Source organism: Zhihengliuella sp., assembly GCF_031178195.1.
GTDB lineage: Bacteria > Actinomycetota > Actinomycetes > Actinomycetales > Micrococcaceae > Zhihengliuella.
In genome coordinates, this window is the sequence record NZ_JAPSJL010000004.1 from 163,879 (window position 1) to 188,220 (window position 24,342).

At 70.2% G+C, this 24,342-nt stretch carries 24 protein-coding genes; 20 read left to right on the forward strand and 4 right to left on the reverse strand.

Annotation, left to right across the window (positions count from 1 at the left end):
- Positions 1-221 precede the first annotated feature (221 nt).
- The 3 genes from RIN46_RS08080 to RIN46_RS08090 all read left to right on the forward strand — a co-directional run bounded on the left by RIN46_RS08080 (position 222) and on the right by RIN46_RS08090 (position 3,828).
- Positions 222-1,265, forward strand: a complete 1,044-nt coding sequence (locus RIN46_RS08080) for an MFS transporter (RefSeq protein WP_309081680.1) — start codon at positions 222-224, stop codon at positions 1,263-1,265.
- A gap of 296 nt (positions 1,266-1,561) precedes the next feature.
- On the forward strand, positions 1,562-2,893 hold the full coding sequence (locus tag RIN46_RS08085; RefSeq protein WP_309081615.1) for a YjiH family protein: 1,332 nt from the start codon (positions 1,562-1,564) through the stop codon (positions 2,891-2,893).
- A 116-nt stretch (positions 2,894-3,009) separates the two neighbouring features.
- The gene (locus tag RIN46_RS08090) at positions 3,010-3,828 is read left to right on the forward strand and encodes a Gmad2 immunoglobulin-like domain-containing protein (protein ID WP_309081616.1); all 819 of its coding nucleotides are present in this window, start codon (positions 3,010-3,012) and stop codon (positions 3,826-3,828) included.
- 40 nt (positions 3,829-3,868) lie between these two features.
- Here the strand turns inward: RIN46_RS08090 and RIN46_RS08095 are convergent, their stop codons facing one another.
- Both RIN46_RS08095 and RIN46_RS08100 read right to left on the reverse strand, forming a co-directional pair.
- On the reverse strand, positions 3,869-4,306 hold the full coding sequence (locus tag RIN46_RS08095) for a hypothetical protein (RefSeq protein ID WP_309081617.1): 438 nt from the start codon (positions 4,304-4,306) through the stop codon (positions 3,869-3,871).
- Between the two features lie 130 nt (positions 4,307-4,436).
- On the reverse strand, positions 4,437-5,042 hold the full coding sequence (locus RIN46_RS08100; protein WP_309081618.1) for an NAD(P)H-binding protein: 606 nt from the start codon (positions 5,040-5,042) through the stop codon (positions 4,437-4,439).
- Positions 5,043-5,150: 108 nt separating this feature from the next.
- On the opposite strand from RIN46_RS08100, the gene RIN46_RS08105 reads away from it, so the two are divergent.
- The 4 genes from RIN46_RS08105 to RIN46_RS08120 all read left to right on the forward strand — a co-directional run bounded on the left by RIN46_RS08105 (position 5,151) and on the right by RIN46_RS08120 (position 9,009).
- Complete coding sequence (locus tag RIN46_RS08105; protein ID WP_309081619.1) at positions 5,151-6,011, forward strand: NUDIX hydrolase; 861 nt, start codon at positions 5,151-5,153, stop codon at positions 6,009-6,011.
- Positions 6,012-6,152: 141 nt separating this feature from the next.
- Positions 6,153-7,082, forward strand: a complete 930-nt coding sequence (locus RIN46_RS08110) for a hypothetical protein (RefSeq protein ID WP_309081620.1) — start codon at positions 6,153-6,155, stop codon at positions 7,080-7,082.
- Entirely contained in the window at positions 7,082-8,350 is a 1,269-nt protein-coding gene (locus RIN46_RS08115) for a hypothetical protein (RefSeq protein ID WP_309081621.1), read from the forward strand. Before RIN46_RS08110 ends, RIN46_RS08115 begins: the two co-directional genes overlap by 1 nt.
- Positions 8,350-9,009, forward strand: a complete 660-nt coding sequence (locus tag RIN46_RS08120) for an ATP-binding cassette domain-containing protein (protein ID WP_309081622.1) — start codon at positions 8,350-8,352, stop codon at positions 9,007-9,009. Before RIN46_RS08115 ends, RIN46_RS08120 begins: the two co-directional genes overlap by 1 nt.
- Here RIN46_RS08120 and RIN46_RS14325 read toward each other — a convergent pair.
- Entirely contained in the window at positions 8,934-9,188 is a 255-nt protein-coding gene (locus tag RIN46_RS14325; RefSeq protein ID WP_375141880.1) for a multicopper oxidase domain-containing protein, read from the reverse strand. The two genes, RIN46_RS08120 and RIN46_RS14325, sit on opposite strands and share 76 nt — an antisense overlap.
- A 105-nt stretch (positions 9,189-9,293) precedes the next feature.
- Between RIN46_RS14325 and RIN46_RS08125 the strand changes: the two genes are divergently transcribed.
- Together RIN46_RS08125 and RIN46_RS08130 are read left to right on the forward strand one after the other, a co-directional pair.
- Entirely contained in the window at positions 9,294-9,488 is a 195-nt protein-coding gene (locus RIN46_RS08125; protein WP_309081623.1) for a LuxR C-terminal-related transcriptional regulator, read from the forward strand.
- Positions 9,489-9,628: 140 nt separating this feature from the next.
- Positions 9,629-9,982 (forward strand): PucR family transcriptional regulator ligand-binding domain-containing protein, encoded by a 354-nt coding sequence (locus tag RIN46_RS08130; protein ID WP_309081624.1) that lies wholly within the window; start codon positions 9,629-9,631, stop codon positions 9,980-9,982.
- An 85-nt stretch (positions 9,983-10,067) separates the two neighbouring features.
- Here RIN46_RS08130 and RIN46_RS08135 read toward each other — a convergent pair whose 3' ends face one another.
- Positions 10,068-10,478, reverse strand: coding sequence for a helix-turn-helix domain-containing protein (locus RIN46_RS08135; RefSeq protein ID WP_309081625.1), 411 nt, complete (start codon positions 10,476-10,478; stop codon positions 10,068-10,070).
- Between the two features lie 217 nt (positions 10,479-10,695).
- On the opposite strand from RIN46_RS08135, the gene betT reads away from it, so the two are divergent.
- The 11 genes from betT (at position 10,696) to RIN46_RS08190 (ending at position 24,337) form a co-directional block, all read left to right on the forward strand.
- Positions 10,696-12,846 (forward strand): choline BCCT transporter BetT, encoded by a 2,151-nt coding sequence (betT, locus tag RIN46_RS08140; RefSeq protein WP_309081626.1) that lies wholly within the window; start codon positions 10,696-10,698, stop codon positions 12,844-12,846.
- A complete protein-coding gene (locus RIN46_RS08145) occupies positions 12,847-14,349 on the forward strand; it encodes an aldehyde dehydrogenase family protein (RefSeq protein ID WP_309081681.1) in 1,503 nt (500 codons plus the stop codon). It abuts the gene before it with no gap.
- A 16-nt stretch (positions 14,350-14,365) separates the two neighbouring features.
- Positions 14,366-15,934 carry a GMC family oxidoreductase N-terminal domain-containing protein gene (locus tag RIN46_RS08150; protein ID WP_309081627.1) on the forward strand — a complete coding sequence of 523 codons (1,569 nt, stop codon included), beginning with the start codon at positions 14,366-14,368 and terminating at the stop codon, positions 15,932-15,934.
- Between the two features lie 137 nt (positions 15,935-16,071).
- A complete protein-coding gene (locus tag RIN46_RS08155) occupies positions 16,072-16,863 on the forward strand; it encodes an ABC transporter ATP-binding protein (RefSeq protein WP_309081628.1) in 792 nt (263 codons plus the stop codon).
- Complete coding sequence (locus tag RIN46_RS08160) at positions 16,860-19,031, forward strand: YhgE/Pip domain-containing protein (protein ID WP_309081629.1); 2,172 nt, start codon at positions 16,860-16,862, stop codon at positions 19,029-19,031. The genes RIN46_RS08155 and RIN46_RS08160 overlap by 4 nt, the downstream gene beginning before the upstream one ends.
- Before the next feature lie 23 nt (positions 19,032-19,054).
- On the forward strand, positions 19,055-19,822 hold the full coding sequence (locus tag RIN46_RS08165; RefSeq protein WP_309081630.1) for a TetR/AcrR family transcriptional regulator: 768 nt from the start codon (positions 19,055-19,057) through the stop codon (positions 19,820-19,822).
- 33 nt (positions 19,823-19,855) lie between these two features.
- Positions 19,856-20,419, forward strand: a complete 564-nt coding sequence (locus RIN46_RS08170; RefSeq protein WP_309081631.1) for a GNAT family N-acetyltransferase — start codon at positions 19,856-19,858, stop codon at positions 20,417-20,419.
- Positions 20,420-20,481: 62 nt separating this feature from the next.
- Entirely contained in the window at positions 20,482-21,219 is a 738-nt protein-coding gene (locus RIN46_RS08175; protein ID WP_309081632.1) for a VOC family protein, read from the forward strand.
- Between the two features lie 210 nt (positions 21,220-21,429).
- Positions 21,430-22,626 (forward strand): NADP-dependent malic enzyme, encoded by a 1,197-nt coding sequence (locus RIN46_RS08180; RefSeq protein WP_375141882.1) that lies wholly within the window; start codon positions 21,430-21,432, stop codon positions 22,624-22,626.
- Positions 22,627-22,817: 191 nt separating this feature from the next.
- A complete protein-coding gene (locus RIN46_RS08185) occupies positions 22,818-23,663 on the forward strand; it encodes a CoA ester lyase (protein WP_309081634.1) in 846 nt (281 codons plus the stop codon).
- 50 nt (positions 23,664-23,713) lie between these two features.
- A complete protein-coding gene (locus RIN46_RS08190) occupies positions 23,714-24,337 on the forward strand; it encodes a cyclodeaminase/cyclohydrolase family protein (protein ID WP_309081635.1) in 624 nt (207 codons plus the stop codon).
- Positions 24,338-24,342: the final 5 nt, after the last annotated feature.

Sequence of the window (24,342 nt, forward strand, 5' to 3'; positions counted from 1 at the left end):
CGTAGTCTGGCGTCCACATGTGGGAGAGGCAGGGATGAGCGTGACTGAAATGCCTCTCGGTCCCCGCACGCGCCTCTATGTCTCCAACGGCGCAGACATAGCTGGGCGATCCCTCGCCGACTACGTGGTCGACGTCGTCGCCGTGACGGCTCTCGGGGCATCGGCGCTACAGATGGGCGTCCTCAATCTCCTCCAGACGGTACCCATGATGTTTGTTGGCGGTGCCCATCGGGGTGCTGATCGATCGGCGCTCGACGATCAGGCCGCTCGTCGTGTCGCAGCTGCTGCGTGCCGTGCTCGTGGCTGGTTTGGTGGCCGTCGCTGCCGCAGACCAGCTCTCGCTGGTATGGATCGCCGGCTTCGTCCTGCTCTCGGGGCTATTGGCGACGTTCGCGGAGGCCGGCCAGGCCAAGGCCGTGGCTCGCACCGTGGCTCCCGGTGACGTGGGTGGCGCATACGGTGCACTGCAGGCGACTGATTCCGCCGCAGGCGTCGTCGTGCCTGCAGTGGCGGGAGTTCTCCTGACGGAGACGGGCGCGCCGACTGCGCTGTCCGTCTCGGCTGCCCTGGCGCTGTCGGGCGGGCTGGCTCTGCTCAGCCGGTCGTGGCCTGCCACGCGGACGGTCGAGGAGGGGCTGCGTCAGCGATCCCTCCGCGCGGGAGCGGTCGCCTTCCTCCGTGAGGCAGAGGACGGCTTCTCCTTGGTGTGGACGAGCCGGCGCCTGCGTCATCTGACGGTCGCGTCCTTCCTGCTCGGGTTGGGGTTGGCGGCCTACTCGGCGGTCGAATCGATCTACGTCCTGCGGGATCTCGACGTCGCCGTGGTGCATTTCGGCCTGATCGTCTCCGCCGGTGCCGTCGGCGGATTGATCGGGAGCGTTGCCTCCGGCCGATTCGTGCGGCGTTTCGGGCGAATCCGGCTGACCCAGCTGACGTTCGTTCTGACCGTTCTGAGTGCGCTGCTGCTCTTCGTCCCACTCTTCGCTCCGGAGATCGCGGTCGTTGTTCTGGCCGTGCAGTTCTTCCTGTGGGGAGCGTTTGTCGTGGCGAACAACGTCCAGGTCGCTGCGCTGGTGATGCAGACCGTGCCTGAGAACGCGATCGGACGGGTCATGGCGACACGTCGCACCGCGACTATGGGCTCGATCCTGCTCGGCAGCCTTGTCGGAGGCGCTCTGGGCGGTGCAGCAGGCACCGTCTGGGTGCTCGTGCTCTTCGTCGGCTTGCTCGTGGGAGCGGCGGCCTTCGCATTCCGTGCCGACTGAGAGAAACTTCGGCACAACGTGGACTCGATGCCCCTGAACAGGGCCGAAGTCATGGCCGCGCCCGCCCGCAAGTCTAGGAATGTCTAGCCCTGTCGATACTTCTCGCTAGACAAGCGCGGCGGAGGTCTGGGATTCCGGACTCGAACGGTCCCAGCCCCGTTGTTGCGGGGCGCCGCACGCGGTTCCATGGAAGGGCGCGACGGTGATGCGGCGCACAACGGAGTGCCCGCCCCGTCGTCGACCCCCCATTCCGAACCAGCCCCGCGAACCGGGCCACGAGCCCCCGAAAGCACCTCATGACCTCCTCGCTCTCCTCCCCGACCTCGCCGCCGGCCACGCGCCCGGGCGACGTCGCCCGCTTCGCGCTCTACAGCGCCATCGGACTCCTCGTCTTCTTCGTCCCCGTCACCCTCGGCGGAACCACCACGATCCTGCTCGACCATGCGGTGAGCTTGCTGCGCGAGCACGGCGCCGGCGTCGTGCCCTACTACGCCCTGCTGGTCATCCTCGCCGGGACGGTGGCACCGTTCGTCACGGGGGCGTGGCGCGCCTCCCGGCTGAAGACGGTGTTCGCGTTCCTGAACATCGTCGGCCTGACGGTCGGCATCGCCATGGTCGCCGGCATCGGGCCGGCCTGGCTCATGGACGAGCAGATGGGACCGTTCCTCTTCAACGCCCTGGTGATCCCCGTGGGCCTGATCGTGCCGATCGGCGCGATCTTCCTCGCCATGCTCGTGGGCTACGGCCTGATGGAGTTCCTGGGCGTCTTCCTCCAGCCCGTGATGCGCCCGCTGTGGCGCACGCCGGGGCGTTCGGCGATCGACGCCGTCGCGTCCTTCGTGGGCAGCTACTCCCTGGCGCTGCTGATCACCAACCGCGTCTACCGCCGCGGCCGCTACACCGGCCGCGAGGCGGCCATCATCGCCACCGGCTTCTCGACTGTCTCGGCCAGCTTCATGGTGATCGTCGCCAAGACCCTGGGCCTGATGGACCACTGGCTCCTGTACTTCCTGACCGCCCTGGTGGTCACCTTCGCCGTCACCGCCATCACGGTGCGCATCCCGCCGCTCAGCCGCATCCCGGACGTCCCGTACCCGGGCGTCGAGCACGTGCCGGAGCCCAAGCCCACCGGCAACCGGTTCGCTTACGCGTGGCGGGAGGCCCTGACGACCCTGCGCGAGGCGCCGTCGCTGCCGCGCAACATCGCCGTCAACGTGCTCGACGGCCTGAAGATGGCGATGGCCATCCTGCCCTCGATCCTCTCGGTCGGGCTGATCGGTCTGGTGCTCGCGCGTTACACGCCGATCTTCGACTGGATCGGCTACGTGTTCGCTCCCTTCGCGTGGGTGGTGGGGCTGGAGGATCCGCTGCTGGTAGGCAAGGCCTCGGCCACGGGCATCGCCGAGATGTTCCTGCCGGCCACGCTCGCCGCCGATCACGCCTCGCTCGAGCTGCGGATGGTGATCGGGATCGTCTGCGTCGCCGCGATCATCTTCTTCTCGGCCCTGGTGCCCTGCATCCTGGCCACGGACATCCCGCTGCCGCTGTGGACCATGGTGGTCATCTGGTTCGAGCGCGTCGCCCTGACCATCCTGATCGCGACGCCGGTGGTCCGCCTGCTGTTATAGCGGCCGTCCCCGGCTGCCACCCCTCGCGACGGCGTGATCCAATCGCCGTCGATTCGTGGCCGAATCGAGCCCCGCCGGGGCTACCGTGCCGGCGTCCCCGGTGGTTCGCTTGCACTATGGATGCCAGCTCGATGATCGCGGGAGGCCCGCGTCGGCGGACCAGCGGCCGGACGGTGACCGCAGGCCTGGCGGTGGCCGCCGTCGTTCTCCTCGGCGCGTGCCGTGCTGACCCGGATGACGGCGACGGCACCGTCTCGCCGTCCCCCACGCCGACGCAGACGTCGGCGGCGCCCACCACGGCGGGTTCGCCCTCGGGAACACCCGGCACGACGGCGACAGCCTCGCCGAGCGCGACGCCAAGCTCCGGCGCCCCGGCCGCTTCGTTGCCGGCCGAGGAGGCAGCGACGGTGGTCTACCCGGCTCCGGGGGCCAGCGAATACGGCGATCCGGAGGCGGCCGCGAGCGGATTCGCGTCCGACTACGCCGGCTTCGAGAACCCGACGCTCTCCGACTTCATGCAGGGGGACAGCCGGTCGGGCGAGTTCGAGGTCACGCCGGCGGATGGCCGGCTCGTGACCACGGTGCTCGTCCGGCAGCTCTCCGACGACGCCTGGTACGTCATCGGGTCGTCCACCCGGGACATCCAGGTGGACGAACCCGTGGCCGGTGCCAGGAGCGCCTCGCCGCTGGGCGTGAGCGGGAACGCCCTGGCGTTCGAGGGCAACGTGCTGGTGCAGGTCCGCGGCCCCGACGGCACGGTGCTGGGCCAGGCGCCCGTCACCGGCAGCGGGGGACCGGACCCCGGGCCCTTCGCCGGCGAGATCCCTTTCACCGACCCGGGCTCGGGGCACGGCGCGGCGCTGTTCCTGACGCACAGCGCGCGGGACGGCAGCTTGGAGCAGGTCGTCGCGGTGCCCGTGGCCTTCGATGGCTAGAGGGGGCCGATTCGGGCCTCGGGGGCGTGAAGGCTGTTGGTCAGCCGAACAGGCCTGGCCCGATGACGACGGCGAAGAGCCAGAGCGCGGCGGCCACGGGAAGCAGGAGAAGGATCTTGACCTCCGTCGGCCGCAGCGGCCGCATCAGCCGACGGTACGTCGCGTGCTCTCGCGTAAAGGGCAGCGCGTACTTGAATTGCAGGTAGTAGTCCAGGATCTGCGCGACTCGGTCCGGCCGTCCGGCTGACGACGCCTCGATGACCAGCGACCACAGGATTCCCCAGACGTAGACGCCGAGCCAAGGATCGCCCGCAGTCGGTTCGGCCAGTAGATAGCCGCCGATCCCTCCCAGCAGGACGAGGGGATGGAACACCAGCAGCAAGGCAGGCCTCCGCCGGTGACATCTGTACGAGTGCAGGGTCACGCCTGCGAGAGCCGCGACGGCCAACAGGAGCGCAACCGTAGTGGACGTCGCCATAGGATCATTCTCCCGGATTGGCGGCCGGAGAGCAGCCGGTGCGCGCTGCGGCGATCGCCGTGATCGTACGACGGCGGGGCCTCGGCACCTGCCGGGGCCCCGCCGTCGTTCTACTCCTCGGTGACCCGAGTCAGTTGGCGACCGTGAAGCGCCGGTTCTCGTTCTTGGGCTCCTCGAGCTCGTCGAGGACGGCGACCGCGAAGTCCTGCGTGGAGATGGAGTCGCCCACCGGATTGTTCACGCCGACCTTGTACTCGCCGGTCCGCTCGCCCGGGGCGATGACCGGGGCCGGGGCCAGCATCGTCCAGTTCACGCCCGAGGAGTCCTCGTAGTAGCTCAGGATCTCCGCAAAGCTGTCCGCCTCCGGCTTGTACTCCGGCGGGAAGCCCTCGGTCTCGCGCAGCTGTCCGCCGCCCTCGACCTCGAGCGCGCCTGCGCCGCCCACCACGAACACACGCGACGGGACCAGCGTCTCCGCGATCTCCTCGTGCGCGGCCCGGATGGGCCCGTGGTCGCTGCCGTCGCGTGGGGTCGGCACGGAGACAACGACGATGTCGTGGGCCTTGGCGAGCTCGCGGTACGCGGAGAGGTCCGTCAGCTCGGCCTGCGCCGACGCGGCTCCGGGGACCTCGGCGCCGGAGCGGGACACCGCCGTGACCTCGTGGCCGCGGCTGAGCGCCTCGGCGACGATCTGACTGCCGACCATGCCGGTGGCTCCGTACACTGCGATCTTCATCTGGGTCCTTGCTCTGCGTGTCCGCAGACGGGCAGAACCGCCTGCGGGATCGAATGATTGCGACTACGGTAACCATCGGGTGGCCCATTCGATTCCGAGGAGCTCAACATGACGCAAAGCGGTTCCGGCGAGCCGGCGCAGCCGGAGGGGCTCCCGGCCCTGGACGGTGACGCCGCCACCGCGGTGCTCCTGCGCGACGGCGAGGCCGGGCTGGAGGTCCTGCTGCTCGAGCGTCTCGGCAGCAGCCGTACGTTCGCCGGCGCCTGGGTCTTCCCCGGCGGCTTCGTGGACCCGGAGGACTACCTCGGAGCGGAGGACTCGGAGGGATCCTCCGACCCCGAGCTGACGGCGCTCGCCGACGGCGCACGGAACCGGACCGTCCCCGATCTGCCCGTCGTTGCCGTCCCCACGGCCCTGATCCAGGCCGCGCGCCGGGCCGCCGTCCGCGAGACCGCGGAGGAGACCGGGCTGTTGATCGACGAGGCGACCCTCGTCCCGACGTCGTGCTGGGTGCCGCCGCGGCAGCAGGCCCGGCGCATGCGGGCCTGGTACTTCCTCGCGCCGCTCCGGGGCGCAGCGAGCGACGCCGTCGTGCTGAGCCCGGACGAGCACGCCGACTCGGTGTGGATCACGCCGCAGGAGGCGCTCGACCGTCATGAGGCCGGCACGATGGTGCTGGTCCCGCCGCTCTGGCTGACGCTGCACCTGCTCCGGGAGTACGCGACGGTGGACGGCGCGGTCGCCGGGCTGGCCGCCGATCCGCCCGTGCAGTACCGCAGCCAGATGGTCCAGGAGGGCGGCCGGAAGTACGTGGTGTGGGAAGGCGACGCGGCGTGGATCGACGAGCATCCCGCCGAACCCGACGCCGAGGCGGACGCGGCGGCCGGCATGGATCTGGAACTCGTGGAGCCGAATCGCCGCTTCCGGCTCGACGTGACGGAGCCGCCCTGGACGCTCGACCAGCACTGATCTGAGATCGCCCCGGCGTCGGACCGCCCGCCCGCTGGCGCTAACGTCACCGTCCTGAACTAGGATGCACTCGGTGCTCTATTCGTTGGAGGTAGTCCCGCGAGGTGGGGCGCGAATAGCAGTGATTCAGGGGGTACTGGCATGTCCGGTCGGACCGTCGCGATCGTCGGAGGGCTCACGCTGCTGTTCATGCTCCTGGCCTCGGCTCTCTCGGTGTACAACACCCAGCAGGAAGCGATCACGCTGGAGGGCAACAAGCTCTACTCGACAGCGAGCATCCGCGTCACCGGAGACCCCCGAGAGATCGTCCGGAAGGCGCGCACGCTGGGCCCCGAGACGCGAATCTACGTCCAGCTGCCCGGCGAGGCAAGGGTGCGGAATCTGCTGGTCGACGACCCGACCGGGTTGAATCTGCCTCTTCATGAGGGGCGGCCCTTCCGGGCGGGCGAGGAGAAGGCGGCGATCGTCGGGGCGGCAATTCCTGTCGTCGACCGGGACGGACGGGAGTACTTCGAGTACGACGGCGAGATCTACGAAGTCATCGGGCGTCTCGGAGCGGGCCCCGACAGTCTGCTGGCAGCAGATGTACTCCTGAGTGACCCGGCGCGGGCATTCGACGGATCCGGTCCGATCGTCGTCGACCGCGTCGACGCCTACGCGCGGTATGTCGAGAACTTCGGGAGTCAGGGCGTCGCCCGGATGAACGAGGACACGAACCGGCGCACCAACATCGACTTCGTCTCGCCGCTGTTGCTCGGACTGGGGACCGCCATCGTGACCGCCGGGGCAGTGTTCACGGGGATGCTCGCTGCGTCCTTGCTCCAGCGTCGACACCATGTCCTCCACCTGCTCGGCCATCGGCGCCTTCCAGTTCAGGCGCGGTCCGTTGGGCAGCTCGGGTTGGTCGCGGTCATGGCGGGCCTCCCCGCGTTCGCTGCGGCCGTTCTCGCCGGAGACCCGATGGTCTCCGGCGCCAGCGTCCTCGGCGTCGAGGCGCTGGTGGCCTCCGCAGTTGTCGTCAGTTTCCTGACGGCCGCCCACCTCCGGAGGCCGGTGGCGCCGTGGAGCTAGTGTTCGACCTGCGCCGGAACTGGCTCATTCTGACCTGCAAGGCGCTGGCCTGGGCCCTGCTGGCGGTGACGGTCTTCAATATCGCCTCCTTCGCGCAGTCGACCGACACCGCGATCAACCGAAGCTTCTCGGCCGAAGCCGAAACCAACATGTACCAGCTCGTCGATCGACTGGCCGACCCTGAGGACTTCTACGAATTCAGGCAGTCCCGGACCAATCTGGAACAGCTGGGAGCCTTCTACGACGAGCTCAACGAGGCCGACGAGTTCGACCTCCTGTCCGTCTTCGACCAGCCGGTTCCTGTCCGAGATTTTCGGGGGAACGAGACTTTCGACGCCGGATACGGAACAGAAGGGAGCGTCGGCGGGCCCTATACGGACGAGGTCGGGCGCCGGGTGCAGGATGTCAAGGCGGTCCAGCTGAATCAGAAGGCCTTTGACTTCTACAGGCTCGCCGTCTCCGAAGGGACTCCGCCGGACTGGGGCGATGTGGACTACTCCGACGGCGCCGTGCCCGTCCTGCTGGGGAGCAGCTACGCCGGAGTGTACGAGGTGGGCGACGTCATCGACGGCAACTTCTACACGCTGCCGATGCGGATGCAGGTGACCGGAATCCTCGAGGAGGAAGCGTCCCTCTATTACCAGGGGGAGATGAACTTCTATCTCGACCACCATCTGCTGATCCCGTATCCCCCGTCTGCAGAGCAGTTCGCTGCGCAGGACCAGGTCTTCTACGGCATTCTCTATTTCGCCATGGTCAATGCCGACATCGCCGTGCCGCGAGGCCTCAGCACCGACCAGGTGCTGGGGGAACTGGCAGAGGCGTCGGACCACAGTGGCTTCGAGCATTACGCGGTGGCCAACCTCCCCGACTACCTACTCCAGTTCTCCCTGGTGAAATCCATCATCCAGGACAACCTGGCCCTCGTGCAGGGGATCGGAGTCCTCCTGTGCCTCGGCGTGCTGGTGGCCAGCGGCTTCGCGAACGCCCAGCTGCTCCGGCGTCGGCAGGCAAAGGCCCTCGCTTTCTGGCGGCTCGGCTACAGCCGCGGTGCAATCCGGAGGATGCTGCTGCTCACGGCCCTCGTCCAGTACGCAGCGGCTGCGGCGGGCACAGCGGTCGGACTCAGCCTTCTGCCACAGGCCAGTCCGGCCGGCCTCTGGTCCGCGGCCGGCGTGCTGGTTCTCCTGGTTTCTGTCGATGCCGCCCACGAGAGCCACCTCCTTCGACGACTCATCGACCACACCTCCGGAAGGATGGGCACCTGATGCTCCAGCTCGACTCTCTCTCCAAGACCGTCCGCGAACCGAACGGCCAGCAGCGGCGACTCTTCGATGCGCTCCACATGACGATGGCGGATGATGATCGCTCGATCGCCATCCTGGGGCGCAGCGGCTCCGGCAAGAGCACGCTGCTGCGAATCCTGGCCGGGCTGGACGGCGCCTATACGGGGTCCTATTTCCACGCTGGCGAGCTGGTGCCCCAGCGTGAGCAGGCATCGGCGGACTTCAGAATGAGACACATCGGCTACGTGACCCAGAGCTACGATCTGCTCGAGGATCGAAACGTGCTGCACAACGTCCGGCTCGGGGTCGGCCCGGGAGAGGACGCGGAGGAACGCGCCTCGGAGTGCCTGGCGGCCGTGCAGCTGGAAGGCTTCGAGCGAAAGCCGGTCCGGCATCTCTCGGGCGGCGAGGCCCAGCGCGTGGCCATCGCTAGAGCCCTCGCGAAACGTCCCGACGTCGTGCTCGCCGACGAACCGACCGGCGCACTCGACGAGCGCACCGAACGCAGCATTCTGGACCTCTTCGCCGAGCTGCAGCGCCAAGGGAGGCGGTTCATCATCGCGACTCACAGCGAGACGGTCGCCCGCGCCTGCGATCGTCGTCTGGTGCTGGCCGACGGGCGACTGGTGGAGCGCGGCTGACCCGCTCCGGCTAGTGGCTGTGCCCCGGCTCTGAGCCCAGGGTCGGGTGGGGCGGCACCGTCGATGCTCGCCACCCGGAACTGGACGTCGTGCACGTGGAAGTTGTGCGGGAAGGGATTGGTGCTGCGCACCTCCCACACCTCCGTGGAGCTGACCTGGACCACCTTGTCCACGCGCATTGTCCATCTTCCGTCCGTTGATGCGCCGGTCGGTGAGCGTGAAGAACCGCTGCTCGACGGCGTCGTCCTCGCGTGGAGCCATGCGGGCGCGGGTGGTACCAGAGGATGCGAGCGCGCGAGGTCCTCCAGTGCGTCGGCCTCGGCGAGTCGAACGACGAGGTCGGGCGGGCACTGCACAGCTCACTGGAGACCGCGCGGACCTATGTCGGCCCGCTCCTCGCCAAGCTCGGCGCGCGCGACAGGTCGCAGCTCGCGGTGATCGCCTACGAATCGGGGCTGGTGGAGCCTGGGTCCCGCTGATCGCGCAAGCCCTGGATGCGCTGACGCCGTGCGGTTCCCGCCGTGCCGATCCTGGCTAGGCTGATGAACCTGACAGCCACGTCCACGGACAAGGAGGAGCGGTCACGGTGCGCGCAGCTGCCACCGGGCCTCGAATGCCGATGGCGAAATCCCTGACGATCCGCGACCTCGTCGCGAGCCCTGTCCTCGGCACGCGCACGCACAGCGGCGCGGCCGGGCTGGACCGCCCGGTCCTCTGGGCGCACTCGTGCGAGCTGAAGGACCCGGCCCGGTGGCTCCAGCCGCACGAGCTCCTCATGACCGTCGGCATGTGCGTCCCTGCGGGAAGCGACGCCCAGCGCGCGTTCATCGCGGACCTCGACGACGCCGGCCTGGCCGGGATCGCGATCGGCGACCACGGGTTCGCCCCGCCGCTCACCCCGGCGCTCGCCGACGAGTCCAACGCGCGGGGCTTCCCGGTGCTCCTCACGGAGCAGCAGACCGGTCGCCGCTAGAACGCGGGTCGCCGGGCCGCCGCGGGTGGCCCGGCGACTCCGCGCGTTCCCGCGCGGTTCGGCCCGGACCGTGCGGACCGACGGATCAGCCGTCCGCCTGGCGCGCGTCCGCCGTGACCGCCGCGCGCTGGTCCAGCCAGGCCTGCACGTCCGCCGGGCGGATCCGGCGGTGGCTGCCGCGGTAGTGGACCGGGATGGCGCCGGAGTCCGTCAGCTTGCGCATATACGTGTTGGACACGCCCGCGAGCTGTGCGGCCTGGCCGGTGTTCAGCCACTCCTCCGTGGTGCTGACGGTGACGGACTCGCCGGCCGCCAACCGCTGCAGGACATCGACGACGGCGTCCGCCGCCACCGGGGGCAGACGCACCGCGGTGCCGTCCACGAAGACCGTGACGTCGGCCGACTCGGCCAGCGCGTCGGCCAGCCTCCCGGCCTCCGCGGGGTCGAGTGCGGAGTGCGAGGTGGCCTTGATCAGGGCCGTGGTTGGTTCAGCCATAGAACCATGATGGCGCGCGAATCGTCGGGGCGGTAGGGTTCAGCGGCAGAGACGCAGCTCACAAGGCTGGGTGTCACCCGTCACCATCGGAGGCGTGATAGTAGACGCGCGTACGCGCGAAGCTAGTCAGCTAGCCTGAGCGATGACTGCCCGCCGGCGCCATAGCGCCTCCGTGGGCGAGGAAACGAGCTGACTGAAACGTAAGGCAATACTGCATATGACGAATTCCGCCCGCCCGTCCGCCGACTCGAGCGGGGCTCCACCCGCCGGATCCGCGTCACCGCCCTCCAGAGCGGAGCAGCCCCGAGTCAACAAGCCCGTCCTGATCGGATCCTCCGTCGGCATCCTCGCCGTGGCGCTGTGGGCCATCCTCGACCGCGAGAGCGCGGACGCGGTCATCTTCGCCGTCGTCGGCTGGGTCGGCGGCACGTTCGGCTGGTACTACACCCTCCTCGTCGTCGCGGTCCTGGCGTTCGTGGTCTATGTGGCGGTGACCAAGGTGGGCAAGACGCGGCTGGGGCCCGACCACTCGCGGCCGGCCTTCAACCTGTTCACGTGGACGGCCATGCTGTTCGCCGCCGGCATCGGCGTCGATCTGATGTTCTTCTCCGTTGCGGAGCCCATCACCCAGTACATGCAGCCCCCGCGCGGCGAGGGCGAGACCATCGAGGCCGCCCGGCAGGCGATGGTCTGGACGCTGTTCCACTACGGCATCCTCGGCTGGGGGCTCTACGCGCTCATGGGGATGGCCCTGGCCTACTTCGCCTATCGGCACAATCTGCCGCTGAGCATCCGTTCGGCGCTCTACCCGATCATCGGGAAGCGGATCCACGGCGCGGCCGGCCACGCGGTGGACATCGCGGCGATGCTCGGCACGATCTTCGGCATCGCCACCTCGCTGGGCATCGGCGTCGCCCAGCTGAACTACGGCCTCTTCTTCATGTTCGGGCTGCCCGAGGGCACGGCGATGCAGATCGCCCTCATCGCGGTCGCCGTCGTCATGGCCACGGCGTCCGTCGTCTCCGGCGTGGACAAGGGCATCCGCCGTCTCGCCGAGCTCAACGTGCTCCTGGCCGTGGCGCTGATGCTGTTCGTCTTCTTCGCGGGCAAGACCCGGTTCCTCGCCGACGGGATCGTCGGCAACATCGGCGACATGATCGCCCGGTTCCCCGGCATGGCGCTGGACACCTTCGCCTACGACCGGCCGGACGACTGGCTCAACGCGTGGACGCTCTTCTTCTGGGCCTGGTGGATCGCCTGGGCGCCGTTCGTCGGCCTCTTCCTCGCGCGCATCTCGCGCGGGCGCACCATCCGCCAGTTCGTCACCGGCGTCCTGGTGGTCCCGTTCGCCTTCATCGCCCTGTGGATCTCCATCTTCGGCAACAGCGCCCTCGACCTGGTGATGAACGGCAACACCGCCTTCGGCGAGATGGCGATCAGCACTCCGGAGCGGGCGTTCTACGGGCTCCTCGAGCAGTACCCGATGGTCCCGCTCAGCGCCGCCATCGCCACGTTCACGGGACTGCTGTTCTATGTCACGAGCGCCGACTCGGGCGCGCTGGTCATGGCCAACTTCACGTCCAAGCTGCCGGACTCCGAGGCCGACGGGCCGAACTGGCTGCGCGTGTTCTGGGCCGTCGTGACCGGCGTCCTGACCCTGGCGATGCTCCTGGTCGGTGGTGTCCCCACCCTCCAGGCCGCGACCGTCATCATGGGGCTGCCCTTCTCCGTGGTGCTGGTCTTCATCATGATGGGCCTCTTCAAGGCGCTCCGCGTGGAGACCGCCCTGGCGGCGTCCTACCGCAACGGCCTCCCGGGCGCGCTGTCCTCCCGGGCCAACGCGGCCGGCGAGCAGCGGCGCGGCTGGAAGCAGCGCCTGGCGCGCTCCATGGCGTACCCCGGCCCCAAGCAGGCGCAGCGCTTCATGCTGGAGACCGCCTGCCCGGCCCTCGGCGAGGTGAAGGCCGAGCTGGAGAGCCAGGGCGTCGAGGCGTCCCTCAACATCGAGCCGCTCAACGGCTCCGGCATCGACACCGTGGACCTGTTCGTGGACTTCGGTCCCGAGCGCGCCTTCAAGTACCAGGTGTACCCCGTGCGCAAGAACCTCCCCTCCTACGCGCGGGCCAGCTCGGCGACCGACAAGTACTACCGCATGGAGGTGTTCTCCCTCGAGGGCAGCTACGGCTACGACCTCTACGGCTACAGCCAGGAGCAGCTCATCGCCGACGTGCTGGACCACTACGAGATGCACCTCGAGTTCCTGCACCAGACCCGCGAGGCGCTGCACACCACCTCGGTGGCCGAGCACCACAACGTCACCACCGGGTGGGACGATGACTACCAAACGACCGAGAAGAAGGAAGGCTGAATCTTGAGCACCACTGCAACCCTGTTCATCGGCGGGGAATGGGAGGCCGCCGCCTCCGGCGCCACCCGGACCATCGTCTGCCCCGCGGACGGCGCCGAGGTCGCGGTCGTCTCCGAGGCCGGGCGCGAGGACACCGAGCGTGCCATCGCGGCGGCTCGCAAGGCGTTCGACGACCGCGTCTGGGCCGATGTGCCCGCTCCCGAGCGCGGCGCCTTCCTGCTCCGAGTGGCCCAGCGCCTGCGCGAGCGCAAGGACGAGTTCGCCCGCGCCGAGTCGCAGGACACGGGCAAACGCCTGGTGGAGTCCGAGATCGACATGGACGACATCACGGCCTGCTTCGAGTACTTCGGCCGCCTCGCCGGCCAGGACGCCGGCCGGATCGTGGACGCCGGCGACAACGACGTCGTCAGCCGCGTGGTCTACGAGCCCGTCGGCGTCGCCGGGATGATCACGCCGTGGAACTACCCGCTGCTGCAGGCGGCCTGGAAGCTGGCCCCGGCCCTGGCCGCGGGCTGCAGCTTCATCCTCAAGCCGGCCGAGCTGACGCCGTCGACGGCCATCCTCATGATGGACGTGCTCGACGAGCTCGGCCTGCCGGCCGGCGTGGCGAACCTCGTCACGGGCCGCGGCGTCGAGGCGGGCGCCCCGCTGTCCGAGCACCCCGATGTGGACATGGTCTCCTTCACCGGCGGCCTCGCCACGGGCAAGATCATCGCCGCCTCCGCGGCGGCGACGGTGAAGAAGGCCGCCCTCGAGCTCGGCGGCAAGAACCCCAACGTCGTCTTCGCGGACGCGGACTTCGACGCCGCCGTCGACAACGCCCTGAACGCCGCCTTCGTGCACTCCGGCCAGGTCTGCTCCGCCGGAGCGCGGCTGGTGGTCCAGGAGGACATCGCCGAGGAGTTCGTGGACGCGCTGGTCCGCCGCGCCGAGCACATCCGGCTGGGCGGCCCGTACGACGAGAAGGCCGAGACCGGCCCGCTCATCTCCGAGGAGCACCGCGAGAAGGTCCACGCGTACGTCCAGGCCGGCATCGCCGAGGGCGCCCGCGTGCGCACCGGCGGCCGTTACGCCACCGACGAGGACGGCGAGGGCCTCGGCTCGGGCATCTACTACCTGCCCACCGTCATCGACCACGTGAAGCGCGGCATGTCCGTCGTCGTCGAGGAGGCCTTCGGCCCGGTGGTCACCGTGGAGACGTTCAAGGACGAGGAGGAGGCCGTGGCGATCGCCAACGACACCCACTACGGCCTCGCGGGCGCGGTCTGGACCCAGGACGCGGGGCGCGCCCAGCGCGTCGCCGGCCGCCTGCGCCACGGCACCATCTGGATCAACGACTTTCACCCGTACCTGCCGCAGGCCGAGTGGGGCGGCTTCGGCCAGTCCGGTTTCGGCCGCGAGCTCGGTCCCACCGGGCTGGCGGAGTACCAGGAGGCCAAGCACATCTACCAGAACACGGCGCCGGCGGTCACCGGCTGGTTCGCCGACCGCACCGGGAAGTAAGGGAGCAGGAGCAAGCATGAGCGATATCAAGCAGAACGAGTTCGACTACATCGTCATCGGCGGCGGCTCCGCCGGTGCGGCCGTCGCGGCCCGGCTGAGCGAGGACCCCTCCGTGGAGGTCGCCCTCGTCGAGGCCGGCCCCGACGACCGCGACCTGCCGGAGATCCTCCAGCTGGACCGGTGGATGGAGCTCCTCGAGTCCGGCTACGACTGGGACTACCCGATCGAGCCGCAGGAGAACGGGAACTCGTTCATGCGTCACGCCCGGGCGCGCGTGATGGGCGGCTGCTCCAGCCACAACTCGTGCATCGCCTTCTGGGCGCCGCGCGAGGACCTGGACGAGTGGGAGTCGAAGTACGGCGCTTCCGGCTGGAACGCGGAGAACCTCTACCCGCTGTACAAGCGCCTCGAGACCAACGAGGACGCCGGGCCCGACGCCCCGCACCACGGCGACTCCGGCCCCGTGCACCTGATGAACGTCCCGCCGAACGATCCGTCGGGCGTGGCGCTGCTGGACGCCGCCGAGCAGGCCGGCATCCCGCGGGCGAAGTTCAACAACGACGAGACCGTGGTCAACGGCGCCAACTTCTTCCAGATCAACCGGCGGGCCGACGGCACCCGCTCCTCCAGCTCCGTCTCCTACATCCATCCGATCCTGGACCGTCCGAACTTCCACCTCCTGACCGGCCTGCGCGGCAAGGAGCTGCTGTTCGACGGCGAGACCTGCGTCGGGGTCGCCGTCGTCGACAACGCGTTCGCCCGCACGCACGAGCTCAAGGCCCGTCGCGAGGTCGTGGTCTCGGCCGGCGCGATCGACTCGCCGAAGCTGCTCATGCTCTCCGGTATAGGCCCCGCCGAGCACCTGCGCGAGCACGGCATCGAGGTCCGCGTCGACTCGCCCGGCGTCGGCGAGAACCTGCAGGACCACCCCGAGGGCGTGATCCAGTGGGAGGCCAAGAAGCCCATGGTGGAGAAGTCCACCCAGTGGTGGGAGATCGGCGTCTTCACCCCTACCCAGGAGGGCCTCGACCGTCCGGACCTGATGATGCACTACGGGTCCGTGCCGTTCGACATGCACACCCTGCGTCAGGGCTACCCGACCACGGAGAACGGCTTCTGCCTGACCCCGAACGTCACTCACGCGAAGTCGCGCGGCACGGTTCGCCTGCGCTCGCGCGACTTCCGCGACAAGCCCATGGTGGACCCGCGCTACTTCACCGATCCCGAGGGCCACGACATGCGCGTCATGGTCGCCGGCATCCGCAAGGCGCGCGAGATCGTCTCCCAGCCGGCCATGGCCGAGTGGGCGGGGGAGGAGCTGTACCCGGGCCAGGACGCCCAGACGGATGAGCAGCTGCAGGACTACATCCGCCGCACCCACAACACCGTGTACCACCCCGCGGGCACGGTGCGCATGGGCGCCGAGGACGACGCGATGTCGCCGCTGGACCCCGAGCTGCGGGTCAAGGGCGTGAAGGGACTGCGCGTGGCCGACGCCTCGGTCATGCCGGAGCTCGTCACGGTCAACCCGAACATCACCACCATGATGATCGGCGAGCGCTGCGCGGACCTCATCCGCGGCTGACGCACCGACCGCACCGCGCCGGAGGGCGCCGGTCCACCCAGCACCGGGTGAGCCGGCGCCCTCCGTCGTCCCGGCACGTCTCGAAGCTCACAACCCTTCTAATTGAACTGACCGGTCAGTTTGAATAAGCTGGAGGTGTGCTTCTCGCCGACTCCCTCTCCATCGACGGCCACCACGGGCCGCTGCTCCGTCCGACCTCGCTCGCCGCTCCGGCGGCCGAGCTCACGGTCGTCTCCGCGCCCACCCAGGAGGCGCGGACCGCGCTGGCCCTCGGCCTGAGCGCGCGCATGAAATCCGACGGCGGATCCGTCGCCTGGGACTCCGACGCCGGACCTCACGCCGTCCGCCGCGTCTCAGCCCTCGTGGACTCCCCGGAGATCAACGAGCCCGAGCGGCACCTCCGGGTCAAGGACCTGGTCGCCGAGGACCTCGCCCTCCAGCCCGGGCCCTTCTGGGCCACCGTCTCGGCGTCGCGCTGGCTCGAGTCCCACCGGCTCGAACACCTGGCCAAGGACTGGGTGGACGCCATCCCGGCCGAGGACCGATTGCACCTGCTGGCCGCCCTCAGCCTCCAGGACTCGAACGTCAAGGTCCTCGTCTTCGACTCCCCGGACCGCCACGGCCTGCCCGACGCTGACTGGCTGCGGATCCTGGCCGACGTCGCCGGCGGGCGGCGGCACCCGGCCGTGATCGCCGTCGTGCAGCGCATCCCCGACGCGTGGGACGGCCGCACCGCCGTCGCCGAGACGGACAACCTGCCCCACGGCCTCACCGGCCCGGACGAGGCCGACGAGAGCCACGCCGACGAGGAGGACTCAGGCGAGCAGCACGACGGCGAGAACCGGGACGAGAACCGCAGCGGGTCCGAGGCCCGGCCCGCGACGACCGCGCACAGCACCGCGAACCGCGAGAGCGAGGCGACCGCATGACCACGTTCCAACTGGCGCGCTCCGAGCTCAAGCGCATGACCAACGGGCGGCTCGCGAAGATCGCGATCGTCGCCCTCACCCTGGTGCCGCTGCTCTACGGGGCGCTCTACCTCTACGCCAACTGGGACCCGTACGGCCATCTGGACAACGTGAAGGCCGCGCTCGTGAACCTCGACGACGGTGCGGACAAGGGCGACGAGCGCCTCCAGGTCGGCGACGAGGTCACCGACTCGCTCCTCGAGGACGGGACGTTCGGATGGGTGCTCGTCGATTCCCGGGAGGCCGCCGCCGAGGGGGTCGCCGCCGGCGACTACGCGTTCGCGCTGACCATCCCGGAGGACTTCTCCGCCTCCCTGGCGTCCCCGGAGGATTTCGACGCCGCCGAGCAGGCCATCCTGGAGCTGACCACCAACGACGCGAATAATGCGATGGTCGGGACCATCGCCGACAAGCTGGCGGGCGAGGTCCACAACTCCGTGGCCGCGGAGGTCGGCGAGGAGACGGCCAACCAGTTCCTCACCGGATTCGGCCGCATCCACGCCCAGCTCAGCCAGGCCGCCGACGGCGCCGGCGAGCTGCACGGCGGCACCACCCAGGTGGCCGACGGCGCCGACCAGCTCTCCACCGGGGCAGGGAAGCTGGACGACGGCGCGGGTGAGCTGGCCTCCGGCGCCCACACGCTGAAGAGCGGCACCGGGGACCTCGTGGCCGGCCAGGAGAAGCTCGTCGATGGCGCGGACCAGCTCTCCGCGGGGGCCGGGAAGCTCTCCACCGGTGCCGGCGAACTCACCACGGGCCTCGACACGCTGGAGGACAAGACCGCAGAGCTCCCGGCCAAGACCGAGCAGCTGGCCGACGGCGCGGAGCAGGTCGCGGACGGCAACGAGCAGCTCAACGCCAAGGTCCAGGCCGCCGTCGACGCCGTCGAACAGGTGGAGGAGGACAGCAAGGCGCGCGTCGATGCGGCCGCCCAGGACCTGGTGGACCGCGGGGTCATCACCGAGGAGCAGCGGGAGGAGTTCGCCGCTGCGCTCGAAGAACAGGCCGCGGACTCGCCGGCCGTGCAGCGGATCGAGCAGACGCGGGCGCAGTTGCAGGAGGCGGAGGCCAACATCGCGAAGCTCGCGGAGGGCTCCCGACAGGTCGCCGACGGCAGCCGCCAACTGGCCGACTCCATGCCCGCCCTCGCACAGGGCATCGCCTCGGCCGCAGACGGCGGCGCTCAGCTCCAGGACGGGGCCGACCAGCTCGCCACCGGAGCCTCCACCCTGGCCGACGGGCAGCGAACCGCGCTCGACGGCGCGCGGCAGCTGGACGACGGCGCGGCGCAGCTCGCCGCCGGGGCCGACACGCTCTCCGGCGGCACGGGCGACCTCGTCGACGGCGCCGGCACGCTCGCGGACGGTGCGCACCAGACGGACGACGGCGCGGCCGAGCTGGCGCAGAAACTCGGCGAGGGCGCGGGGGAGGTGCCCAATCCGGACGACACCGAGAAGAAGCGCGTCTCCACCGTCATCGGCGACCCCGTCTCCATCAACACCACCAGCCAGACGGAGGCGACCAACTACGGCCACCAGCTGGCCCCGTTCTTCCTGGCCCTGGCCGTCTGGATCGGCGCGTTCATGCTGGTCCAGCTGATGCGCCCCATCACCCGCAGGGCGCTCGCCTCCAACGCGGCGAACTGGAAGATCGCGATCGGGGGCTGGCTGCCGTTCCTGCTCATCTCGCTGCTGCAGGCCACGGTGCTCTACGCGGTGGTGGTCTTCGGGCTCGGGCTGCAGGCCGCTCACCCGTGGATGACGTGGGCGCTGCTGCTCGGCTCGTCGTTCGCCTTCACGGCCCTGATCCAGGGGATCGTGGCCTTCATGGGCACGCCCGGCAAGATGGTGGTCCTCATCCTCCTGGTGCTCCAGCTCGTCTCCGCGGGCGGCACGTTCCCCTGGGAGACCACGCCGGCACCACTCCACGCGGCCCACCAGGTGCTGCCCCTGGGGTTCATCGTGACCGGCATGCGGCACCTGCTCTACGGCGCGGACCTGAGCGTGATGGGGCCGGTCGTGACCGCGCTCGTCGCCTACACGGTGCTGGGCCTCGTGCTGAGCACGCTGGCCGTGCGCCGGCACAAGTTCTGGACGCTCAAGACCTTCCAGCCGGAGCTGTCGGCATGAGCCCGGCGCGGAAGGAGGAGTCCATGGCCCAGGGCGGCGCGCTCGGGGGCGGTGCTCGTAGGGAAGCGGAGCACGACGGCGGTTCGGCGCCCACCCGCGAGGTCGTCCGCCGGCCGGGGCGCACCAACGCCACGCGGCTGAAGATCTTCGAGGCGTCGCTGTCGCTCATCGGGGAACGGGGCCACCACGCGGTCACGGTCGACGAGATCGCGGCGGCGGCCGGCGTCTCCAAGGGCAGCGTCTACTACAACTTCGGATCCAAGTCGGACCTGATCGGGCAGCTGCTGCGCTTCGGCACGGACATCCTGCTTGACCGCCTGCAGTCGGCCGGGACGCCGTCGTCGGACCCCGGTTCCGCCGCGACGCTCTCTGAAGTGTCGCCGACTGAAGCCGAGCCGGCGGGTCCGCCGTCCGGGACCCCGGACGTGGCGCGTGACCGGCTGGCGCACATGGTGCGGGCCGCGTTGCGGTTCGTGGACGAGTACCCGGCGTTCGCGCAGCTGTGGATCAGCGAGATGTGGCACGCCCCCAGCGACTGGCGCGACGTCCTGGTGGAGCTGCGCGGCGAGGTCCTCGGCGTCGTGCGCTCCGCCGTCGGCGACGTCTTCCGCGAGCGCGGTCACGCGGACGGCGACCTGCCCGCCGGGACGGTGGACGTCACGGCCTCGGCGGTCTTCGGCGCGACGCTCATCCTCGCCCAGGACCGGCAGGTCTTCGCGGTCGAGCACGGTGTGGACGTCTGCGTCCGGACGGTGCTCGGCTGCCTCGACGCCGTCCCGCCGGCCGGCTGATGCGCGTGCCGCGACCTTCTCTAGAGTGAGTCCATGAGACGGGATGATCGGACCGTGCCCCAGGATGATCGACTGCTGTTCGAGCCCGTCGCTGCCGAGCACGTGGACGACCTCTTCGAACTGCACTCGGACCCGGCACTCTGGGAGCACTATCCGGAAGGACGCCACGACGACGTCCAGCAGACGGGCGCCCTGGTCGAAGCGGGGATGGCCGACTGGCAGCGGGACGGCCTCGGCTACTGGGTGGTCCGCTCGGCATCGACGCGCGAGGTCCTCGGCATCGGCGGTGTCGCCAAGAAGCTCCCCGGGTTCTGGAACCTCTACTACCGGTTCGGGTCCGCTCATCAGGGGCGCGGCTACGCGACCGAGACGGCTCGTCTCGCCGTAGCGGCAGCCGAAGAGGCCGACGCCGGAGCTCCCGTGGTCGCCTCCCTTCTCCACCACAACGAGGCCTCCCGGCGCGTGGTCGAGAAGCTCGGATTCCACCTGATCCAGACCGGCCCCGACCGTGCGGACCCCTCCGCCACGCGGTGCCGGTACGCGGACCGCAGGCTGGACGTTCCCACGCTCGATCGGCTCCTCGCGGGCGGCCGATAGGGCAGAGCCAGAGCCGGCGGCCACGGTTGTGGGGAGCCCAGTCCGGACCTAGAGTCCGGGGTATGCCGCTGCAACTCGTACAGGTCAACGTCAAGGCGCGGGACGACGACGCCCTGGGCCGCTTCTGGGCGGAGGCGCTCGGCTGGGGCATCTCCAGCGAGGCGCCCGGCGTCACCAACCTCGAGCCGCTGGGCTTCACCTGGCCCGACCCGTCGGCCCTGTGCATCGACCTCGTCAGCGTCCCGGACCCGCGGACGGTGGCGTACCGCGCGCACCTGGACCTCGCGACCCACTCCGACGAGCACCACCGCGACCTCGTCGCGCGCTTGAAGGCGCTGGGCGCCACGCCCGCCGACATCGGACAGGGCCACGTGCCGTGGACCGTGCTCGCCGACCCGGAGGGCAACGTCTTCTGCGTACTGGAGCCCCGGCCGATCTACCGGGACACCGGCCCCCTCGCAGCGGTGGTGGTCGGCTGCGCCGAGCCGCGCACCCTGGCCGGCTTCTGGGCGGAGGCCGCCGGGTGGAGGATCGTGGACGACGACGAGCGGCTCGTGAGGCTCCGCTCGAGCGAGGGCGTGGGGCCGTACCTGGAATTCGTGCACGATCCCGCGCCGGAGGCGCTGCGGCACCGGATCCACCTGGACCTCCTCCCGTACCCCGGCGACGACCAAGCCGCCGAGGCCGCTCGTCTGCGGGGGCTGGGCGCCACCGACGCCGACGTCGGGCAGGGCGACGTGTCCTGGAAATGCCTCGCGGACCCGGAGGGCAACGACTTCTGCATCCTCAGCCAGGGCTGACCCCGGGCCCGCGTTAATGTGAAGCCGTTCACGCTGGAACTCGGCTACCGTTCCCGCGTACGGTGGAAGGGCACGGTCTAAAGAAAGTACTGACCACTGCGACACTGACGTCGCCGATGACCTCGAGACGCAGCGCAGACTCGCCGGCGCGCCCGCGGCATTCGACCGCCCACAGCGCCGATCAGACCTTTCTCGCCAGCTCAGAGGAGCATCCCCGTGTCCATCTCCACTGCCCCCACGTCCGCGGCAACGTCGCCGATCACCCAGGCCGAGATCTTCGATTCCCACCTCGGCGGCAAGCTCAACATCGAGACCACCATGCCGCTCGACTCGAAGCGCGCGCTCTCCATCGCCTACACGCCCGGCGTCGCCCAGGTCTCCCGCGCCATCGCGGAGGACCCGTCCAAGCACGCGACCCACACGTGGGCGTCGCGGCTGGTCGCCGTCGTCTCCGACGGCACCGCCGTCCTCGGCCTCGGTGACATCGGCGCCGCCGCCTCCCTGCCCGTCATGGAGGGCAAGTCCGCGCTCTTCCGCGAGTTCGGCGGCCTGAACTCCATCCCGCTCGTCCTCGACACCACCGACGTGGACGAGATCGTCGAGACCCTCGTCCGCCTGCGGCCCAGCTTCGGGGCCGTCAACCTCGAGGACATCGCGGCGCCGCGCTGCTTCGAGCTCGAGCAGCGCCTCATCGAGGCGCTCGACTGCCCCGTGATGCACGACGACCAGCACGGCACCGCCGTCGTCGTCCTCGCCGCGCTCACCAACGCGGCCAAGGTGACCGGCAAGGCCTTCGGCGACCTGCGGGTCGTGGTCGCCGGCGCCGGAGCGGCCGGCATCGCGATTACCGAGATCCTGCTGGCGCGCGGCATCGGCGACGTGATCCTGACCGACTCGCGGGGCACCATCCACCGCGACCGCGACGACCTCAACCAGATCAAGGCGCACTACGCCGCCCGCACCAACGGTGAGAACGTCATCGGCGGGATGCGCGAGGCGCTCGAGGGCGCCGACGCGGTCATCGGCGTCTCCTCGGCGAAGATCGCGGAGGAGGATCTGGCCCGGATGAACGACGACGCGATCGTCTTCGCGCTGTCCAACCCGGACCCGGAAGTCATGCCGGACGTGGCGGCGCAGTACGCGGCCGTCGTCGCGACCGGACGCTCCGACTTCCCGAACCAGATCAACAATGTGCTGGCCTTCCCGGGGATCTTCCGCGGTGCGCTCGACTCCGGGGCCCGCCGCATCACGCCCGCCATGAAGATCGCGGCGGCCGAGGCGATCGCCGCGCTGGTGGAGGACAAGCTGAGCGCCGGGTTCATCGTCCCGTCGCCGCTGGACCCCCGCGTCGCGGAAGCGGTGGCCTGCGCCGTCGCGGAGGTCGCCGCCAACGACCCCGACGCGTAGGCCGCCGGGGACGGGCCCGGCACCGGCGGCCGATCCGGGGAGGGGCGCGACGACGTCGCGGCGTCGTCGTGCCCCTCTCTCGGTCCGGTGAACGGGCATGTCCGGGCCTCGTCCGGCGGACGCCAGTGCGACGAATGACGAATATGAGCGCAAATGGAGGATGCCGCGCCTCGCCCGATAGGCTGGGTGGCATGTCCCTCCGCAATCGTCGCGCGGCAGCGTTGCCGGCCAAACTGTCCCGTTCGTGGCTTCTCGTCAATGCCGCCAAGCCGGAGCTCTTCGCCCCCGCGCTGGCCTCGGAGGCCGACTCGGTCATCTTCGACATGGAGGCCGCGGTCCCCGACTCCGGCAAGGAGCAGGCGCGCAACAACGTGGTCGAGGCCCTCAACTCCGGCATGACCGCCTGGGTCCGCGTGAACGGGATCGACACGGACCACTGGGCCGAGGACCTCTCCCAGCTGTCCAAGACCAAGGGCCTGCGCGGCGTGATGCTGGCCATGGCCGAGCAGCCCGAGCAGGTGGCCCACACGGCCATGCGCCTGCAGGCCGGCACGCCGGTCCTCGCCCTCATCGAGACCGCGCTGGGCCTCGAGAACGCCACCGAGATCGCCTCCGCGCCGGGCACGTTCCGCCTGGCCTTCGGCACCAATGACTTCCGCAAGGACACCGGCATCTCCGACGAGCCGATGGCGCTCGCGTACGCGCGCAGCCGGCTGGTCATCGCCTCCCGCGTGGGCAAGCTGCCCGGCCCCATCGACGGGCCCTCCCTGGCCACGGCCGGCGAGGAGGAGGTGCACGCGGACTGCCGCGTCACCGCCTCGATGGGCATGACGGGCAAGCTCGCCCTCAATGTCGACCAGGTGGAGGACGTCAACAAGGGCCTCTCGCCGGCCGAGGACGAGCTGGCCTGGGCCAAGGAGCTCCTGGAGGCGCACGCCGCCGGCGGGGCGATCGGCGACGGCTCCTACCTGCCGCGCTTGGCCCGTGCGCAGAAGATCGCGGATCTGGCCGACTCCTACGGACTCTGGAACGCGTAGCGAGCGGGCACGGCAACGGTACGGCAGGCAACGGCGAGGGGACGTCACGAATGAGCAGCTCGGAGACCATCGGCAGCTATCTGGCGCGCCTCGCCGCCGGTAGGCCCACGCCCGGCGGCGGCGCGACCGGCGCGCTGCAGGCCGCCCAGGGCGCGGCACTGCTCGGCATGGCCGCGCGCTTCACCACGGGCGAGGGCTACGAGGACCGGGCCGAGCGGATGGAACGGATCGCCGCCCGCGCCGACGAGATCGTCCAGGCAGCGCTCCAGGTCTCCGACGACGACCAGGCGGCCTTCGGCGCCGTGGCCGACGCCTATGCGTTGCCGGCCGGGAGCGACGAGGAGCAGGCCGAGCGCTCCGAGGCCATCCAGCGCGCGCTGCGCGGCGCCGTCGTACCACCCCGGGAGCTGGCCCGGATCGCCGCCGAGGTGATCGGGCTCTGCTCCGACGTCGTCGACGCCGTGAACCCCAACGTGCTCAGCGACGTCGCGGCCGCCGCCGAAGCGGCCCGCGCCGCCGCGGCCACCGCGCTCGTGACCCTGGAGATCAACCTCCGCTCGGTCGAGGACGAGGACGTCCGCGAGGGTCTCCGGTCCGACATCCACGACGCCGAGACCGCCGTGGAGACGGCCGCCGGCGTCACGCGCCGCGTCCGCGACGCGCTGGGCGGATAGCGCCC

Excerpts from the sequence above, each read along its gene's own strand:
- RIN46_RS08105 (WP_309081619.1), top strand. The coding sequence starts at position 5,151 with ATGACGCAAAGCGGTTCCGGCGAGCCGGCGCAGCCGGAGGGGCTCCCG.
- RIN46_RS14325 (WP_375141880.1), bottom strand. The coding sequence starts at position 9,188 with ATGCGCGTGGACAAGGTGGTCCAGGTCAGCTCCACGGAGGTGTGGGAG.
- RIN46_RS08095 (WP_309081617.1), bottom strand. The coding sequence starts at position 4,306 with ATGGCGACGTCCACTACGGTTGCGCTCCTGTTGGCCGTCGCGGCTCTC.
- RIN46_RS08090 (WP_309081616.1), top strand. The coding sequence starts at position 3,010 with ATGGATGCCAGCTCGATGATCGCGGGAGGCCCGCGTCGGCGGACCAGC.
- RIN46_RS08190 (WP_309081635.1), top strand. The coding sequence starts at position 23,714 with ATGAGCAGCTCGGAGACCATCGGCAGCTATCTGGCGCGCCTCGCCGCC.
- RIN46_RS08085 (WP_309081615.1), top strand. The coding sequence starts at position 1,562 with ATGACCTCCTCGCTCTCCTCCCCGACCTCGCCGCCGGCCACGCGCCCG.
- RIN46_RS08160 (WP_309081629.1), top strand. The coding sequence starts at position 16,860 with ATGACCACGTTCCAACTGGCGCGCTCCGAGCTCAAGCGCATGACCAAC.
- RIN46_RS08110 (WP_309081620.1), top strand. The coding sequence starts at position 6,153 with ATGTCCGGTCGGACCGTCGCGATCGTCGGAGGGCTCACGCTGCTGTTC.
- betT (WP_309081626.1), top strand. The coding sequence starts at position 10,696 with ATGACGAATTCCGCCCGCCCGTCCGCCGACTCGAGCGGGGCTCCACCC.
- RIN46_RS08100 (WP_309081618.1), bottom strand. The coding sequence starts at position 5,042 with ATGAAGATCGCAGTGTACGGAGCCACCGGCATGGTCGGCAGTCAGATC.
- RIN46_RS08125 (WP_309081623.1), top strand. The coding sequence starts at position 9,294 with ATGCGAGCGCGCGAGGTCCTCCAGTGCGTCGGCCTCGGCGAGTCGAAC.
- RIN46_RS08165 (WP_309081630.1), top strand. The coding sequence starts at position 19,055 with ATGGCCCAGGGCGGCGCGCTCGGGGGCGGTGCTCGTAGGGAAGCGGAG.
- RIN46_RS08120 (WP_309081622.1), top strand. The coding sequence starts at position 8,350 with ATGCTCCAGCTCGACTCTCTCTCCAAGACCGTCCGCGAACCGAACGGC.
- RIN46_RS08175 (WP_309081632.1), top strand. The coding sequence starts at position 20,482 with ATGCCGCTGCAACTCGTACAGGTCAACGTCAAGGCGCGGGACGACGAC.
- RIN46_RS08185 (WP_309081634.1), top strand. The coding sequence starts at position 22,818 with ATGTCCCTCCGCAATCGTCGCGCGGCAGCGTTGCCGGCCAAACTGTCC.
- RIN46_RS08150 (WP_309081627.1), top strand. The coding sequence starts at position 14,366 with ATGAGCGATATCAAGCAGAACGAGTTCGACTACATCGTCATCGGCGGC.
- RIN46_RS08135 (WP_309081625.1), bottom strand. The coding sequence starts at position 10,478 with ATGGCTGAACCAACCACGGCCCTGATCAAGGCCACCTCGCACTCCGCA.
- RIN46_RS08170 (WP_309081631.1), top strand. The coding sequence starts at position 19,856 with ATGAGACGGGATGATCGGACCGTGCCCCAGGATGATCGACTGCTGTTC.
- RIN46_RS08130 (WP_309081624.1), top strand. The coding sequence starts at position 9,629 with ATGGCGAAATCCCTGACGATCCGCGACCTCGTCGCGAGCCCTGTCCTC.